The organism is Xanthomonas sontii (genome assembly GCF_040529055.1).
Taxonomy (GTDB): Bacteria; Pseudomonadota; Gammaproteobacteria; order Xanthomonadales; family Xanthomonadaceae; genus Xanthomonas_A; species Xanthomonas_A sontii.
In genome coordinates, this window is record NZ_CP132342.1 from 215,174 (window position 1) to 232,234 (window position 17,061).

The following is a 17,061-nucleotide window of genomic DNA, read 5'->3' on the forward strand; positions in this document are numbered from 1 at the left end:
CTCCCAACCACCACGATCAGGCGCCGCTCTGGTGCCGTTGCGACAGATGCTACCCCTGGCTCCAGGTCGTGGCAGGTTGTTCGAGGTGCCCTTCAGTCGCGACGCGAGACGTCATCCGGCAGTTCCGTTGCCGATGCGTCGGGACTGAAGTCCCTCCCACAACGGCAGCGATCCGATTGCGACAGTCGGATGCAAGGCGGATACGGCGACGCGATGCGTCGGTCGACCTCGCATCCGGGTCGCGGCTGAAGCCGCTCCGACGGTGCCGATCTTCGGACCGCAACGAGGCATCGCGCAGGAGCGGCGTCAGCCGCGACGCATGACGTCGTCCGACGGCTCTGCGGCAATGCCTCTCAACGGCTTCAGCCGCGACGCGCGACGTCCGACAGCTCCGCGGCAATGCCCGCGTGGGGGCGACTTCGGTCGCGACGCAAGACGCCATCCGGCAGTTCCATTGCAGACGCGTCGGGACTGCAGTCCCTCCCACAACAGCCGCGGCCATCGTGACATCGCTGGATGTGTCGGAAGATCGTATCGACCAGCCGTTCGCTATCGCCTCTCACTCGCGCCCGCAGGCCGAGACCGGTGCATCCGACACCACGCACTGGCGGAAGTCGCGTGGCAGCCCGGCGATCTCGCGGCGCTGACCGACCGCCAGATCGAAGGCCTGCAGCACGCGCGGATTGCAGGCAGCGCCATCGCCGCCGCTGGCCTGCGGCGATGCCGTGCAGGCGGCGTAGACCTGGTAGTGGCAGCGCCCGCTGCGGCTGTCGATGCAACGGAACGTGGCCAGGCCACCGCGATACGTGGTGCGGCTGAAGAGCAGCGGCACGCCACGTTCGCTGGCCTGCACCACCGTCTCGCGGCGGGCGCCCATGGACAGGTCGAGATCGGCATGTCCCTGGCAGCCAAACAGGCCGAGCAGGCACGACCACAGCACGGAGAGCAGACGCATGGCGGAGATTCCTTGTTCCAGTGCGAAGCGGGGGAATGCGCGGCTACATGCCGCGGAACAGGCTCATGTACGGCTGGCTGACGGTCAGGACCTCGTCGCGGTGGCGCAGCTTCAGCCGGCCCTTGCCGGTGTCGTCGCGTACCACCGAGGCCACCGCCTTGAGGTTGACGATGGTGGAGCGGTGGATCTGCCGGAACGCCGCCGGATCGAGCACATCCAGCAGCTCCCGCAAGGAGGTGCGCAGTACCGCCTCGCCGTCGCGGGTGAACACCGTGGTGTACTTGCTGTCGGCCTGGAAATACAGCACGTCGTCGAGCAGGATCAGCCGCGTCTCGCGGCCGCTGCTGGCGGTGACCCAGGCCAGCGGCGGCGGTGCCGACGGCGCGGCCGGGCGCTGCTGCAGACGCTGCAGCAGCGCGTCGAGCACCGCCGGATCCGGCCCCTGCGCCGCCCGTGCCTGCAGCCGCTGCACCGTGGCCTGCAGGCGCTCGCGCACGATCGGCTTGAGCAGGTAGTCCACCGCGCCGTGCTCGAACGCGTCGATGGCGTACTGGTCGTAGGCAGTGACGAACACCACCTGCGTGTGCGGGCTCAGTTCGCCCAGCGCACGCGCCACCTCGATGCCGCTCAGCCCGGGCATGCGGATGTCCAGGAACGCCACCTGCGGGCGCAACTCGGCCAGCCGCTCCAGCGCGCTGGCGCCGTCCTCGCACTCGGCGACGATGCGCAACTCCGGCCACACCTCGCCCAGCAGCACGACCAGCGCATCGCGCAGCAGGGTTTCGTCCTCGGCGACGATCGCGTCAGTCATGGTGCGCTCCCGTGTGCATCGCCACCGGCGCCGGCGGTGGCGGCGTCGTCCCCGCCGGCCACGGCAGGGTGATGGTGGCGGCCACGCCGCTGGGGAAGTTGGAGACGATGGCGAAGCTCGCCGCGCCGGCATAGGTGAGGCGCAAGCGCTCGCGCAGATTCTTCAGACCGATGCCGGTGCCGCTGGACTGGGTGTTGAAGCCCAGGCCGTCGTCGGCCACGGTCAGGGTGACGTGGTCGTCGACCGCGCGCGCCAGGATCCAGATGGTGCCGCCGCCGGGCTTGGGTTCCAGACCGTGCTTGATCGCGTTCTCCACCAGCGTCTGCAGCATCATCGACGGCAGCGGCAGCGTCTTCATCGTCTCCGGCACCTGCACCTGCAGTTGCAGACGTGCGCCCATGCGGATGCACAGGATCTCCAGGTAGGCCTGGGTCCGCTCGAGTTCGTCGCCGAGCGAGCTCATCGCGTCCTCGGTGCTGGGCAGCGAACGCCGCAGGTACTGGATCAGATAGCCCAGCATCAGGTCGGCGCGCGGCGGATCGGTCCGCGCCAGCACCTGTGCGCTGGCCAGCGTGTTGTAGAGGAAGTGCGGCTCGACCTGCGCGTGCAGCAGGTTCAGCCGCGCCACGGTCAGCTCCTGCTCGGTGGCGGCCTGCGCGGCGGCGGCCTGCTCGTCGCGGCGCAGCTCGGCCACGCGCCGGGCCAGCGCGCGGCCCAGGGCTTCGGCGTTCTCGTAGTTGCTGCCCTCGTCGACCGCGAACAGGTCGATCCAGGCGCTGGCATCCGGCTCCAGCAGCAGGGTCAGGCTGCTGGTGCCGGTGCCCGGGGTCACCGTCGCCAGCACCTGGTTGCGCTTGACCGCGAAGCGCGCGGCCAGGTTCCAGCGCGACGGCGGACGGCCGTTGTAGGGATCGATGCGACGCACCTTGGCGCGCACCTGCAGGCTGTCCAGCGTGCTTTCCACCTCCTCCACCCGCGGCAGCTCGCGCACCGCGGCATCCAGCAGTGCGAACGCCTCATGGGTGTCCAGCGGAATCTCGATCTGGCGCCGCTGGCGGCTGGCCAGGGTGCCCCAATCCAGGCGTCCGGCGATCAGCCAGACCTTGCGCAGGTGGGTGATGCCGGCGATCAGCGCCGACAGCATCAACAGCATCGCCAACAGGCCGAACAGCCAGCCCGGCCCGGAATTCATGCCGTAGAACAACCCGGCCCAGACGAAGGCGGCCACGATCACCGCCCCGGCCCAGGCGCACAACAGGCGAACGAGGAAGAACAGGCTGGCGAGCATGGCGGCCGGGGACTGGGAAGTTCCGGCGAGGATAGCCGCGGCGTCGCACGGCGCCAGCGGCGTGCGACGAAACCGCCGCTGGCGAGGATGGGACCGGGCCTTGGCAGGACGAAACCGCAGCCCAGCCGCACGCCGAGGCGGCGGCGCCATTCCAGGCGACAGCGCGCCCTACAGCCGGCTCACGCTGCGGATGCGGATCTCGCTGCTGTCCACGCCGTGGCGTTGCGCCGCCTGCGCCCGCATGTGACACAGCAGCCGCTCCGGGTCCAGCGGCGCCGGCTCGGCCCAGGTGTGCGCCAGGGTGCCCCAGGCCACGCGCTGGCCGAAGCTGTAGGCCTCGTAGTCGGCCAGATAGTGGCGCGCGTGCTCAGGTGCCGACGTGGACATCGCCTTCGTAGCCGTTGCAGCCAAGATGTTCGAGCGCGATCGACAGCGCCAGCGCGTAGCCCTGCGCGCAGTAGCCGCCGACCTGGCCCAGGCGCTGCCCCGACGCCGCGCACAGGCAGGCTTCGCGGCGATCGCTGGCATCGTCGTGCACTTCCACGTAGGGCCGGCGCAGGTGCGCGACCGCGTCCGCGGTGACGGCGCTGTCCGAGCACGCGCCCGGATCCAGCAGCAGCATCTCCACCCCGGCCTGGTCGGCCTGGGCCAGCGCCTGCAGCAGTTCGCGCTCGCTGGCGCAGCCGCGCACGGCCAGGGTCTTGCCGGCGCGGCCGGCATGGGCGAGCAATTGCCGCATCACCGGTGGGGCGATGCGGGCCGGGCGGCCGCGATGGCCGGCCACGCAGTCCGGGCCACGGAGCAACAGGATCGACATGGCGGCGCCCTCAGTTGGCCAGCGCCGCGCGCGCGCCGAGCCGGCGCTGCGCCACGCCCAGGGCGATCGCGTAGCTGTCGGCGAGCGCACCGTTGGCGATCACCGTCAGCAACGGCATGTGCCGCGGATGCAGCAGCGGTTCCAGCGCCTGCGCGCTGGCATCGTGCACCTCGATGTACGGATGGCCCAGCGCATCCAGCGCCGCGCACAGCTGCGCGCCATGGTCGGCCAGCTCCGACGCCGGCAACTCGCCGGAATCCAGCAGCACCAGCTCGGTGTCGTCGCACGCGCCTTGCTGCAGCCGCGCCACGATCTGCGCAGCATCGGCACAGGCCACCGGCACCACCTGCGCGACATGGGAAGCGGCCAGACACTGCGCCGCGGCGATGGCCGACGCATCGCGATGCGGGCCCTGGATCAGCAGAATCGACATGGAACACATCCAACGGAAAGGACGTGGCGCAGTCTGCGCGCGCGCCGCGTAAGCGTTCCATGGCGGAAGAGGGCCTGGGGCGTAAAGTCTTTGTAAGGCCGGGATTCGGGATTCGGGATTGGGGATTCGCTGAAAAGGCGGGATTCGGGATTGGGGATTCGGGATTGGTGGAAGCGCAGCGCCGCCATCCGCTTTTGCGAATCCCCAATCCCGAATCCCCAATCCCAGCTTTATGCGATCATCCCCCGCTTCCCGCCGCCGGACCCGCCATGACCCAAACCGCCCTGCGCCGCGATGTCGGCCCGTTCGCCCTGATGCTGACCGGCCTCGGTTCGATCATCGGTTCCGGTTGGCTGTTCGGCGCCTGGCGCGCCGCCGGGCTGGCCGGCCCCGGTGCGATCTGGGCCTGGGTGCTGGGCGCGGCGATCGTCACCACCATCGCCCTGGCCTATGCCGAACTGGGCGCGATGTTCCCCGAGTCCGGCGGCATGGTCCGCTACAGCCACTACTCGCACGGTTCGCTGGTCGGCTTCATCGCCGGCTGGGCCAACTGGATCGCGATCGTGTCGGTGATCCCGGTGGAGGCCGAGGCCTCGGTGCAGTACATGGCGTCCTGGCCCTGGCAGTGGGCGCAGGACCTGTACGTGCAGCAGCCCGGCGGCGCCGGCGAGCTGTCGGTGCCCGGCCTGTGCATCGCCGCGGTGCTGGTGCTGGTGTATTTCCTGCTGAACTTCTGGAGCGTCAAGCTGTTCGCGCGCTCCAACAGCCTGATCACCGTGTTCAAGCTGGTGGTGCCGGCGCTGACCGGCGTGGCGTTGATCGCCAGCGGCTTCCACAGCGAGAACTTCAGCGTCGGCCTGCACGGCGGCAGCCACACCATCGACTTCGCCGCGGTGCTCACCGCGGTGGCCACCGCCGGCATCGTGTTCAGCTTCAACGGCTTCCAGAGTCCGGTGAACCTGGCCGGCGAGGCGCGCAATCCCGGGCGCAGCATCCCGTTCGCGGTGCTCGGCTCGATCGCGCTGGCCACGGTGGTCTACGTGCTGCTGCAGGTCGCCTACCTGGGCGCGGTGCCGCCGGACCTGCTGGCCAAGGCCGGCTGGCACGGCATCGACTTCCGCTCGCCCTTCGCGCAGCTGGCGATCATCGTCAACCTGCACTGGCTGGCGATGCTGCTGTACGTGGACGCCTTCGTCAGCCCCAGCGGCACCGGCATCACCTACACCGCCACCACCGCGCGGATGATCTACGGCATGGAGCGCAACGGCACCATGCCCAAGGTGCTGGGCCGGATCCATCCGACCTGGGGAGTGCCGCGCCCGGCGATGTTCTTCAACCTGCTGGTGTCCTACCTGTTCCTGTTCTTCTTCCGCGGCTGGGGCACGCTGGCGGCGGTGATCTCGGTGGCGACGATCATTTCCTACCTGACCGGCCCGATCAGCGCCATGGCGCTGCGCAAGCACGCGCCGGAGATGCACCGCCCGCTGCGCATCGCCGGCCTGCCGGTGCTGGCCGCCGCCGCCTTCGTGCTGGCCACCGAACTGCTGTACTGGGCGCGCTGGCCGCTGACCGGCGAGATCATCCTGCTGATGCTGGTCGCCCTGCCGGTGTACGCCTACTACCAGCAGCGCGACGGCTGGAAGGATTTCCGTCGGCACCTGCGCGGCGCCAGCTGGCTGATCGCCTACCTGCCGACCATCGCCCTGCTGTCGTGGGCCGGCAGCACCACCTTCGGCGGCCACGGTTACCTGTCCTACGGGCCGGACCTGGTGGTGGTCGGCGTGGTCGCGCTGGGCTTCTACTTCTGGGGCGTGCGCGCCGGCTGGCGCACGCCGTCGCTGCAGCAGGCCAGCGGCGGCTGAGCCGCGGCGGCGCTCAGCCGCCGCGCAAAGTTTGCAGCGCGCGCGACAGCAACGTGGCGCCGCTGAAGCCGGCCAGCGCGCACAGCCCTGCCGCGGCGGCCAGCGCACCGATCTCGGCGTGATCGCCGAACAGCGCGATCGCCGAGCCGATGCACGCTGCCGAGAACCCGGCGCCGACCAGACCGATGCGCAGATGCGCGCGCCAGCCGCGCAGATGCGGCCAGGCGCGTACTGCGACCAGGCCGGTCAGCAAGGCCGGCAAGACGCCGAACAGGTAGGAATACAGCGCGATCCCCAGCAGCATCAGCAGCCCGCCGCCGATGTCACCGAGGTGAGCGCCGCCCCAGAGCCACGCGACCGCCATCACCGGCAGGCCGACCGCCACGGTCCCGAGCGGCGGCCCGACCAGCGGGAACGCCATGGCCACGCCGAGGTAGACCAGCCAGCGCGGCAGCGGATCGCTCCCCGCGTCGGCGCCCATCGGATCGGCGCCTTCCGCGCGCGCACCCGGCGGCGGATCCGCAGCCGCCTGCGGCGCAGGCGGCACTGGAGCGTGACTCACTTGGCGGGCGCGGCTTGGCGCTGTGCGGCGCTGGCGTCGCGGGTGGCGCGGAACTCGGAGTCGCGGCTCCAGTTCGGCCACTGCGTCGAATTGGCCAGTTCCTCGCCCAGCGTGTACAGCACCTGCATGTCGCGCGCGGCGCCGGCGAAGGTCCAGTTCGGCTGCCATTCGTCGCCGGGCTGGTGGTAGCGCTTGGCGGTGTAGTCGTCCGAGGCGGCCTTGCCGGCCGCCACGCCGCCGTCCACCCAGTCCTGGCCGGCGGCAAAGGACAGCGCCGGCACGCCGCGCTTGGCGAAGGAGAAGTGATCCGAGCGGAAGAAGTAGCCGGCTTCCGGCTTCGGATCGGGCGTGTAGCGCAGGTCCCAACCCTTGGCCACGCGCTTGAGGTCGTCGAGCAGTTCCAGCTTGGCGGTGCCGTAGATGCCGAAATCGCGCGAGGGCCCGAACGGGCTCATGCCGTCCATGTTGATCACCGCCACCGTGCGCGCCAGCGGATACAGCGGCTTGGAGGCGTAGTACTCCGAGCCGAGCAGGCCCTTTTCCTCGGCCGTGACCGCCATGAACACCACCGAGCGCTGCGGCGCCGGGCCCTTGGCGAAGGCGCGGGCCAGTTCCAGCAGCGCGGCGACGCCGCTGGCGTTGTCCAGCGCGCCGTTGAAGATGTGGTCGCCCTTGGAGTCGGGCGCGCCCACGCCCAGGTGATCCCAGTGCGCGGTGTAGATGAGGGTGTCGTCCGGCCGGGTCTTGCCGGGCAGGCGCGCGACCACGTTGTGCGAGGTGATCACCTCCGACTTCACCGCGTAGTCGGCGTACAGGCGCTCGCCCTTCAGCTCCACCGGCTTGAAGTCGCGCGATTGCGCCTGCTTCTTCAGCGCATCGAAATCCAGCCCGGCGCGCTTGAACAGGTCCACCGCCAGGTCGCGCTGGATCCAGCCCTCCAGCTCCGGGTGCACCGACTTGGGATCGTCGCGGACCACATCGAACATGCTGTTGGTATTGGAGTTGGCGACGGTGGCCCAGCCGTAGGACGCCGGTGCGGTCTCGTGCACGATCAGCACGCCGGCCGCGCCCTGCCGCGCGCCTTCCTCGAACTTGTAGGTCCAGCGGCCGTAGTAGGTCATGCCCTTGCCGTCGAACGCACCCTTGCCGGTCTCGAAATCGGGGTCGTTGATCAGCACCACCGCGATCTTGCCCTTCAGGTCCACGCCCTTGAAGTCGTCCCAGCCGCGCTCGGGCGCCTTGACGCCGTAGCCGACGAACACCAGCGGCGCGCCGTCCAGGGTCACCTGGCTGCTGCCGTCGAGCGCGGCGCGCACGGCGATCTGCTGGCCCTGGGTCAGGGCCTGCCGCTGGTCGCCGCTGGCGATGGCCAGCTGCGGCGTACCGACGATGTCGGCGCGGCGCAGCGGCACCGCCTGGGTCCACAGGCGCTTGCCGTCGCGCAGGTCGCCGCCGGGCTGCAGGCCGGCCGCCTGGAACTGCGCGCTCAGATAGGCCACGGTCTTCTCCTCGCCCGCCGAGCCCGGGGCGCGGCCCTCGTAGGCATCGGAGGCCAGTGTCTTGACGTCGGCGGACAAGCGCTTGGTGTCGAAGGTCGGTGCGGGCGGCGGTGCCGCCAGGCTGGCGCCGGACAGCGCAAGCGCCAGCAGGCTCACGATCGGTCGTTTCACGGAGTTCCCTCGGCAGACACAAAGAACCTTGAGTGTAGCGGCGCGGCCAGGCGATCGGCAGGGGCCGGGGTCCTTCGGGCGCGCAGTCCTTCGAGCACTGATGTCCTGGGACGCACCATCATCCGCGCGCACGCCGCCTGCGGCTGCGCGTGCGGCAGGGACGCGCGGGGAAATGGACACGCTCGCCCGGGACTTCCGTGGCTGGAGCCCGCGGGCCGGCTGGCGCCCTGCGGCCGCAGGCCAGCACCGGCCGGGCCGCGGCAGCGCTCAGCGTCCGCGCAGCCGGTCCAGCGCCAGCGAGAGCAGCATGGCGCCGACGCCCCCGGCAAGCACGCAAGATCCCAGCCAGCTGCCGGGCTCGCGGAACGCGTCGCGATGGCTGTTGATCCAGGCGATGAGCGCACCGACGCAGACGGCCGACATGGCGGCACCGATCACCCCCACCAGCAGATGCGCGCGCCAGCCACGCAGGCGGGGCCAGGCATAGGCGGCGAACAGGCCGGTCAACAGCCCCGGCAACGCGCCGAAGATGCAGGACACCAACGCCATGAGCAGGAGAAGCGGCAGCGCATCGCCGAAGCCGCCGGGCTGCCCCCACGTCCAGGAAAACGCCAACGGCAGACCGACGACCAGCGTGCCCAGGAGCGGCCCGACGATCGCGAACGCCAGCACCACGCCGCTGCGGACCAGCCAGCGCGGCGCCCCATTGCCCGGGGGCACGCCATCGGGCTGCGCGCGCGCAGCGGCCGCGGCGGCAACCGCCGGGGCAGGCGCCGGCGCTGCCGACGGCGGTAGCGGTTCCCGACTCACGCGCGCCGCGCTGCGCCGGCGCCGCGGCTCGGACGGAAGGCGGAATCGGGGCGCCAATGGGGCCACTGCACCGCGAAGGACAGGTTTGGACGTTGCACGAAGATCCCTCTCGGCAGGCATGAGCGGCCGAGTGTAGCGAGGCGGCCGCGGGACCGGCGAGGGCCGGGCACCCGCCAGACGTGCGCTGTCGCAAAAATTTATTGTGATAAACCGCTCAAATACGAACCTGAACATGCTCTAATGCCGCGCTCGCGCATCACGGGGCCGCGCCGATCCGGTGGCCACGCCGATCCGCGTGCCCCTCCCGGCTTCCACCCGAGCCGGGCGCGGCGTCCGTTGCCCCTACCCTCACCTGGGCCGCTCCGACTGCGGGGCCGGCCCGCTTCCGGAGACCTGCAGAGATGTCGATGTCCCCTCTCACCCGCATCACCCGTTGCGTGCTGGCCGCCGCGCTGCTGGCCGCCAGCGGTTCGGCCTGGAGTTACGCCGTCAGCAAAGGCACGGTGGTGGACGACCGCGGCAACGCGGTGCAGCTGCGTGGCGTCAACTGGTTCGGCTTCGAAGGCAGCGCGCACACCGTGCATGGCCTGTGGGCGCGCAACTGGAAGGACATGATCACGCAGATGCAGGGCCTGGGCTTCAACGCCGTGCGCCTGCCGTTCTGCCCGCAGACCCTGCGCGGCGTCGCGCCGACCAGCATCGACTACGGCCGCAACCCGGACCTGCAGGGCCTGAATTCGCTGCAGGTGCTGGACAAGGTGGTCAACGAGTTGAGCAGCCGCGGCATGTACGTGCTGCTGGACCACCACTCGCCCGATTGCCAGGGCATCTCGGAGCTCTGGTACACCGACTCCTACAGCGAGCAGCAGTGGCTCAGCGATCTGACGTTCGTGGCCAAGCGCTACGCGTCGGTGCCGGGCGTGATCGGCATCGACCTGAAGAACGAGCCGAACGGCCGCAACACCTGGGGCACCGGCAACCTCAAGACCGACTGGAACAAGGCGGTCGAGCGCGCCTCGGCGGCGGTGCTGAAGGTGGCGCCGAAGTGGCTGATCGTGGTCGAGGGCATCACCGACAACCCGACCTGCTCCAGCAGCTACGGCTACTGGTGGGGCGGCAACCTGGAACCGCTGACCTGCACCAAGCTCAACGTGCCGGCCAACCGCCTGCTGCTGTCGCCGCACGTGTACGGCCCGGACGTGAACTGGCAGCCCTACTTCGGCGACAGCAGCTTCCCGGCCAACATGCCGGCGATCTGGGAGCGCCAGTTCGGCCAGCTGACCCAGCTCGGTTACACCATGATGATCGGTGAGTTCGGCGGCAACGAAGGCCGCAACCAGGCGCAGGACCCGATCCTGCAGAAGGCGCTGATCGACTACCTGATCAAGAAGAACATCCGCAGCGGCTTCTACTGGGCATGGAACCCGAACAGCCGCGACACCGGCGGCGTGCTCGACGACGACTGGACCACCGTGCGCACCGAGAAGATGACCGGGCTCAAGCGGCTGTGGGGCGACACCAGCGGCACCACGCCGACGCCGACGCCCACTCCGACCCCGACGCCCACCCCGGAGCCGACCCCGACCCCCACGCCGACCCCGGCCCCGGGCAGCGCCAGCTTCAGCACCAAGGTCATCGTCGACAGCGACTGGAACGCCGGCTACTGCGAACGCGTGCAGGTGACCAACAGCGGCAGCGCCACCGGCAACTGGGCGGTCACCCTGTCCATCAGCGGCACCGTCAACAACCTGTGGAACGCCACCTGGAAGCAGTCGGGCACCACCCTCAGCGCCAGCGGCGTGGACTGGAACAAGACCCTGGCCCCCGGCGCCACCGCCGAGTTCGGGTTCTGCGCCGCCCGCTGAAGACGGCGCCATCGCCCCGCGCAGCGCGCGGGGCCCAACCTCAACGGCAGCGTCCCACGACGCTGCCGTTGGCGTTTTCAGCAGGCGACGGCGCGCCCGTGGACATCACCACAGCTGCCGCGCGCAATCCGTGGACAAGCCCGTCTTCTGCAACGGCAGTCACGGCCGCCATGGCGGACACTGCCGATCATCGCCGCCAGGTATCCGCCCCCTTGGCCGGCGCACTCCGCACCGGCCACCCTCGGAGCATCGCGATGAACCGATCCCTGCATTCCCGCATTACCCGCTGCCTGCTGGCCGCGGCGCTCGTGGTCGCCAGCGGCTCGGCCTGGAGCTATGCCATCGACCAGGGCAAGGTGGTGGACGACGCCGGCAACGCCGTGCAATTGCGCGGCGTGAACTGGTTCGGTTTCGAGACCTCGCAGCACACCGTGCACGGCCTGTGGGCGCGCAACTGGAAGGACATGATCACGCAGATGCAGGGCCTGGGCTTCAACGCCGTGCGCCTGCCGTTCTGCCCGCAGACGCTGCAGGCGGTGTCGCCCGGCAGCATCGACTACAGCCGCAATCCCGACCTGCAGGGCCTGAACTCGCTGCAGCTGCTCGACAAGGTGATCAACGAACTCAGCAGCCGCGGCATGTACGTGCTGCTCGACCACCACACCCCGGACTGCAACGCGATCTCCGAACTCTGGTACACCGGCAGCTACAGCGAGCAGCAATGGCTGAATGATCTGAGCTTCGTGGCCAAGCGCTACGCGTCGGTGCCGGGGGTGATCGGCCTGGATCTGAAGAACGAGCCGCACGGCGCCGCCACCTGGGGCAGCGGCAATGCCGCCACCGACTGGAACAAGGCCGCCGAACGCGCGTCGGCGGTGGTGCTGAACGCGGCGCCGAACTGGCTGATCGTGGTCGAAGGCATTTCCAACACGTCCACCTGCTCCAGCGACACCGCCCACTTCTGGGGCGAGAACCTGGAACCGCTGGCCTGCACCCCGCTGGCCATCCCGGCCAACCGCCTGCTGCTCGCCCCGCACGTGTACGGACCGGACGTCTACATGCAGCCGTACTTCAGCGCGTCCAACTTCCCGGCCAACATGCCGGCGATCTGGGAGCAGCACTTCGGCCAGTTCGCCCAGGCCGGCCACGCGCTGCTGCTGGGCGAGTTCGGCGGCAAGTACGGCCAGGGCAACCCGCTGGACGTGCAGTGGCAGAACGCGCTGGTCGACTACCTGATCGGCAAGGGCATCCACAGCGGCTTCTACTGGTCGTGGAATCCGAACAGCGGCGACACCGGCGGCATCCTCAACGACGACTGGAGCACGGTGCGCACCGACAAGGTGACCCTGCTGAAGAAGTTGTGGGACGGCGACGGCAGCAGCACGGGCGGTGGCGGTGGCAACGGCGGTGGTAACGGCGGTGGCAATGGTGGAGGCGGTGGTGGTGGCAACGGCGGCGGCGGAACGCCCACGCTGCCGCCGTCCGGCAGCAGCTTCAGCACCAAGGTGCTGGTCGACAGCGACTGGAACGCCGGCTACTGCAACCGCGTGCAGGTGACCAACACCGGCGGCAGCAGCGGCGACTGGAGCGTCACCCTGTCGATCAGCGGCACCGTCAACAACCTGTGGAACGCCACCTGGACCCAGTCGGGGACCACGCTCAGCGCCAGCGGCGTCGACTGGAACAAGACCCTGGCCCCCGGCGCCACCGCCGAGTTCGGGTTCTGCGCCGCACGCTGAGCGCGCCGCTGCGTCCCTGACGCCACCCGCACGACCCTTCCCCCGCGCGGGCCGTGCGCGAGGCGGACCGCCCACGCGGCGCCGCGCGGTGTGCCATCAGTCACGTTCCCGCGGCCGCCGCCGCCCCTCTATGCTGCCGCACTGTCCACACTCAGGCCCGGCCCATGCTCCGTCCCTTGTCGCTGTTGATCTCCAGCATCCTCACCCTCGGCACCGGCGCCGCCCTGGTCGCCGCGCCGTCGGCCCTGGCCGCGGCCACGCCGGGCCAGGCGACCGCGCCGGAGATCGCCTACACCCGCTTCACCCTGCCCAACGGCCTGACCGTGGTGGTGCACGAGGATCACAAGGCGCCGGTGGTGGCGGTGAGCATCTGGTACCACATCGGCTCGGGCGACGAGCCGGCGGGCAAGACCGGCTTCGCGCACCTGTTCGAGCACCTGATGTTCTCCGGCTCGGAGAACCACAAGGGCACCTACTTCCAGCCGTTCGAGAAGGTCGGCGCCACCGACATGAACGGTACCACCTGGTTCGACCGCACCAACTACTTCGAGACCGTGCCGACCACCGCGCTGGACACCGCGCTGTGGATGGAATCGGACCGCATGGGCCATCTGCTCGGCGCGATCGGCCAGAAGGAACTGGACACCCAGCGCGGCGTGGTCCAGAACGAGAAGCGCCAGGGCCAGAACCGCCCCTACGGCCGCGTCGACGAAAACATCCTGGCCAACATCTTCCCGGCCAACCACCCGTACCAGCACGACACCATCGGCTCGATGGCCGACCTCGACGCGGCCTCGCTGGACGACGTCAAGCAGTGGTTCCACGACAACTACGGCGCCGCCAACACCACCCTGGTGCTGGCCGGCGACATCACCGTGGCGCAGGCCAAGGCCAAGGCCGAGCAGTACTTCGGCGACATCCCCGCCGGCCGCCCGGTGCCGCGCCAGCAGCCGTGGATCACCCCGCTGGCCAAGCAGACCCGCGGCGTGCAGCACGACCACGTCGCGCAGCCGCGCATCTACCGCACCTGGGTGGCGCCGCAACTGGGCACCGACGACGCGGTGCTGCTGGACCTGGCCACCACCGTGCTCGGCGGCGGCAAGACCAGCCGCCTGTACCAGCGCCTGGTCTACCGCGACAAGCTGGCCGACGACGTCTCCGCCGGCCTGCAGTCGTTCGCGCTGGCCAGCCAGCTGCAGATCACCGCCGACGTGAAGGAAGGCGTGGACCCGGCCAAGGTCGAGGCCGCCATCGCCGACGAACTGCAGAAGTTCCTCGCCGAAGGCCCCACCGCCGACGAACTGCAGCGCGCGCAGGTGGGCTACCGCGCCGGCTTCGTGCGCGGCCTGGAGAAGGTCGGCGGCTTCGGCGGCAAGGCCACGGTGCTGGCCGAGGGCCAGGTCTACCGCAACGATCCGGGCGCCTACAAGAAGGACCTGCAGCGCGCGCAGGACGCCACCGTCGCCAGCGTGCGCAAGGCCGCCGACACCTGGTTCGGCAAGGGCGACTACCTGCTGACCGTGCTGCCGGCGCCGGAAGGCTTCGATCCGGCGGCCGAGGACAAGGCGGTCAAGCCGCTGCCGGCGGCACCGGGCAAGCCCGCGCCGAAGGTGCCGGCCAAGGGCAACTACAGCGTCGGCAAGTCGCAGGTGGACCGCGCGGCCGGCGTGCCGGAGACCAGCCAGTTCCCGAGCCTGAGCTTCCCCCAGCTGCAGCGCGGCAAGCTCAAGAACGGCATCGAGGTGGTGCTGGCCGAGCGCCACACCATCCCGGTCACGCAGATCCAGCTGCTGTTCGATGCCGGTTACGCGACCGACCGCGGCAGCAAGCTCGGCACCGCCAACTTCACCGCGGCGCTGATGAACGAGAGCACCCGCAACCTGGATTCGGTGGACGTGGCGCAGCGCCGCCAGCGCCTGGGCGCGATGACCAGCGTGTCCTGCGAACTGGACAGCTGCGACGCCTCGCTCAACGCGCTCAACGACCAGTTGGCGCCGTCGCTGGAGCTGTTCGCCGACATCGTGCGCAACCCGGCGTTCAAGGCCGACGACATCGAGCGCATCCGCGGCCAGTGGCTGGCCTCGATCGCGCAGGAGAAGACCCAGCCGCAGGGCCTGGCGCTGCGCACCCTGCCGCCGCTGCTGTACGGCCCCACCCATCCGTACGGCGTGCCGCTCACCGGCACCGGCACCGAGGCAGCGATCAAGAGCCTGACCGCGGGCGACCTGAGCGCGTTCCAGAACAACTGGCTGCGTCCGGACAACGTGCGCATCCTGGTCGCCGGCGACACCACCCTGGCCAAGATCATCCCGCAGCTGGATGCCGCGTTCGGCGACTGGCAGGCCCCGGCCGGCAAGCGCCCGACCAAGAGCCTGCCGCAGGTGGCCGCGCAGCCCAAGCCGCGCGTGTTCCTGATCAACCGCGACGACGCCCCGCAGTCGCTGATCCTGGCCGGCCTGCTGGCGCCCTCGACCAAGGCGCCGAACAACCTGGCGATCGGCGTGGCCAACGGCGCCTTCGGCGGCACCTTCACCTCGCGACTGAACATGAACCTGCGCGAGGACAAGCGCTGGGCCTACGGCGCCAACAGTTTCATGATCGACGCGATCGGCCAGCGCCCGTTCCTGTTCTTCGCCCCGGTGCAGACCGACAAGACCGCCGAATCGGCCGCCGAGATCCTCAAGGAAGCCAAGGCCGTGGTCGGCGACAAGCCGCTGACCGCCGCCGAGATCGCCAAGATCAAGGAACAGCGCGTGCGCGCCCTGCCGGGCAGCTTCGAGACCACGGGTGCGGTGCTCGGCGCGATGGAAGGCATCGTCCAGTACGGCCGCCCGGACGACTACGTGCAGACGCTGAAGACGCGCCTGGAAGCGGTCGACCAGCCGGCGGCGGAAGCGGCGATCAAGGAGATCGTGGCGCCGCAGGCGATGACCTGGGTCATCGTCGGCGACCTCAAGCAGATCGAAGCGCCGGTGCGTGCGCTGAAGCTGGGCGAGGTGCAGGTGCTGGACAGCGACGGCCAGCCGGTCAAGGCGAAGGCCGCGGCCAAGCAGTAACGCCGCACACGCATGGCGGGGCTGCCCCGCCATGCGCCACGCGCCACGCGCCGACGCCAGCATGGGGCGTCGGCGCCATCGCAACGCATCGCCGTCGCGCGATGCGACACGCGACGACAGTGAGTGAACGCGCAGTTTGCGCTGCGGCGCAGCCTGCAGGCATCGATCTTCCCTCGCATGCGTGGGTCGCGGATGGGTCGCCAAGGCGGCGCGCCGCGCCTGTCCTTCACAGCGCCTGGCCGCAACGCTTGGTATCCGCAAGGCCTGTCCTGGCCTGCCACCGCCGATGCCGACCGCTTCTCCCCGCTGCGTCGTCGCTCCCCGCATCCGCGTCGGCTGCGCCGGCTGGTCGATCGCCAGCACGCAACGCGCCCTGGTCGGCGACGGCGCCAGCCAGTTGGCGCGCTATGCCAACCGCTTCGACGCGGTCGAGATCAACTCCACGTTCTACCGCGCCCACCGCGCCAGCACCTACCAGCGGTGGGCCGACAGCGTGCCGGCGGGGTTCCGCTTCTCGGCCAAACTGCCACGCACCATCACCCACGACGCGCGCCTGTCCCGCGTGGCGCCACTGCTGCAGACCTTCCTCGGCGAGGTCGGCCATCTCGGCGACAAGCTCGGCTGCCTGCTGGTGCAACTGCCGCCAAGCCTGGCCTTCGATGCACGCATCGCCACCACGTTCTTCGCGATGCTGCGGCGCCGCTGGCACCGCGGCATCGCCTGCGAACCGCGCCACGTCAGCTGGTTCGACGCACGCGCCGAGGCGCTGTGGCAGCGCCACCACATCGCGCGCGTGGCCACCGACCCGGCCCTCAACGCCAACGCCGCGCAGCCAGCAGGTGCGGCGGCGCCGGCCTACTGGCGCTGGCACGGCGCGCCGCGCCTCTACTACAGCGCCTACGCCGACGACACGCTGCGCGGCCTGGCCGAGCGCGTCGTCGCCGCCACGCCACACACGGGCGAAACCTGGGTGATCTTCGACAACACCGCGCTCGGCCACGCCCTCGACAACGCCGCCACGCTGCAGACGCAGCTGCGCGCGCTCGACGTCGGCGCCGCGGGTTGATCGCCAACGTACGGCAATCGGGCACTTGGCGTGCACCACGTCACGCTTGTGCGCTTGTCCACGCGACGTCGCCACGCCCTGCGGTATGGTGCTGCGCCTCGCGATCCGCGCCAGACCCGACGCCGCC

Annotated in this window: 14 protein-coding genes; 5 read left to right on the forward strand and 9 right to left on the reverse strand. The window is 70.3% G+C overall.

The features are described from left to right. Positions 1-559: 559 nt before the first annotated feature. From RAB70_RS00970 to RAB70_RS00995, 6 genes are all read right to left on the reverse strand, one after another. A complete protein-coding gene (locus RAB70_RS00970) occupies positions 560-955 on the reverse strand; it encodes a hypothetical protein (protein ID WP_148829339.1) in 396 nt (131 codons plus the stop codon). A gap of 43 nt (positions 956-998) precedes the next feature. Next, complete coding sequence (locus tag RAB70_RS00975; protein ID WP_148829340.1) at positions 999-1,766, reverse strand: LytTR family DNA-binding domain-containing protein; 768 nt, start codon at positions 1,764-1,766, stop codon at positions 999-1,001. After that, positions 1,759-3,054, reverse strand: a complete 1,296-nt coding sequence (locus RAB70_RS00980; RefSeq protein WP_148829341.1) for a sensor histidine kinase — start codon at positions 3,052-3,054, stop codon at positions 1,759-1,761. Before RAB70_RS00980 ends, RAB70_RS00975 begins: the two co-directional genes overlap by 8 nt. A 168-nt stretch (positions 3,055-3,222) precedes the next feature. Further along, positions 3,223-3,441, reverse strand: a complete 219-nt coding sequence (locus RAB70_RS00985; RefSeq protein WP_017908517.1) for a hypothetical protein — start codon at positions 3,439-3,441, stop codon at positions 3,223-3,225. Continuing rightward, positions 3,422-3,871 carry a type II 3-dehydroquinate dehydratase gene (locus RAB70_RS00990; protein WP_017908518.1) on the reverse strand — a complete coding sequence of 150 codons (450 nt, stop codon included), beginning with the start codon at positions 3,869-3,871 and terminating at the stop codon, positions 3,422-3,424. The genes RAB70_RS00985 and RAB70_RS00990 overlap by 20 nt, the downstream gene beginning before the upstream one ends. A gap of 10 nt (positions 3,872-3,881) precedes the next feature. Next, entirely contained in the window at positions 3,882-4,304 is a 423-nt protein-coding gene (locus tag RAB70_RS00995) for a hypothetical protein (RefSeq protein WP_148829342.1), read from the reverse strand. 269 nt (positions 4,305-4,573) lie between these two features. Here RAB70_RS00995 and RAB70_RS01000 point away from each other — a divergent pair, with 269 nt between their 5' ends. Then, positions 4,574-6,166: an APC family permease gene (locus RAB70_RS01000; RefSeq protein WP_017908520.1), complete on the forward strand. Its 1,593-nt coding sequence runs from the start codon at positions 4,574-4,576 to the stop codon at positions 6,164-6,166. A 13-nt stretch (positions 6,167-6,179) separates the two neighbouring features. Here RAB70_RS01000 and RAB70_RS01005 read toward each other — a convergent pair whose 3' ends face one another. The 3 genes from RAB70_RS01005 to RAB70_RS01015 form a co-directional block, all read right to left on the reverse strand. Further along, positions 6,180-6,647 (reverse strand): hypothetical protein, encoded by a 468-nt coding sequence (locus RAB70_RS01005; RefSeq protein ID WP_148829343.1) that lies wholly within the window; start codon positions 6,645-6,647, stop codon positions 6,180-6,182. 77 nt (positions 6,648-6,724) lie between these two features. Further along, a complete protein-coding gene (locus RAB70_RS01010; protein ID WP_148829344.1) occupies positions 6,725-8,398 on the reverse strand; it encodes a M28 family metallopeptidase in 1,674 nt (557 codons plus the stop codon). A 267-nt stretch (positions 8,399-8,665) separates the two neighbouring features. Beyond that, entirely contained in the window at positions 8,666-9,073 is a 408-nt protein-coding gene (locus RAB70_RS01015) for a hypothetical protein (RefSeq protein ID WP_223875724.1), read from the reverse strand. A gap of 542 nt (positions 9,074-9,615) precedes the next feature. On the opposite strand from RAB70_RS01015, the gene RAB70_RS01020 reads away from it, so the two are divergent. The 4 genes from RAB70_RS01020 (at position 9,616) to RAB70_RS01035 (ending at position 16,934) form a co-directional block, all read left to right on the forward strand. Continuing rightward, positions 9,616-11,073, forward strand: coding sequence for a cellulase family glycosylhydrolase (locus tag RAB70_RS01020; RefSeq protein WP_153752384.1), 1,458 nt, complete (start codon positions 9,616-9,618; stop codon positions 11,071-11,073). 254 nt (positions 11,074-11,327) lie between these two features. Further along, positions 11,328-12,812 (forward strand): cellulase family glycosylhydrolase, encoded by a 1,485-nt coding sequence (locus tag RAB70_RS01025; RefSeq protein ID WP_148829878.1) that lies wholly within the window; start codon positions 11,328-11,330, stop codon positions 12,810-12,812. 164 nt (positions 12,813-12,976) lie between these two features. Beyond that, entirely contained in the window at positions 12,977-15,868 is a 2,892-nt protein-coding gene (locus tag RAB70_RS01030) for a pitrilysin family protein (RefSeq protein ID WP_148829877.1), read from the forward strand. A gap of 286 nt (positions 15,869-16,154) precedes the next feature. Further along, complete coding sequence (locus RAB70_RS01035) at positions 16,155-16,934, forward strand: DUF72 domain-containing protein (protein ID WP_148829876.1); 780 nt, start codon at positions 16,155-16,157, stop codon at positions 16,932-16,934. Positions 16,935-17,061: the final 127 nt, after the last annotated feature.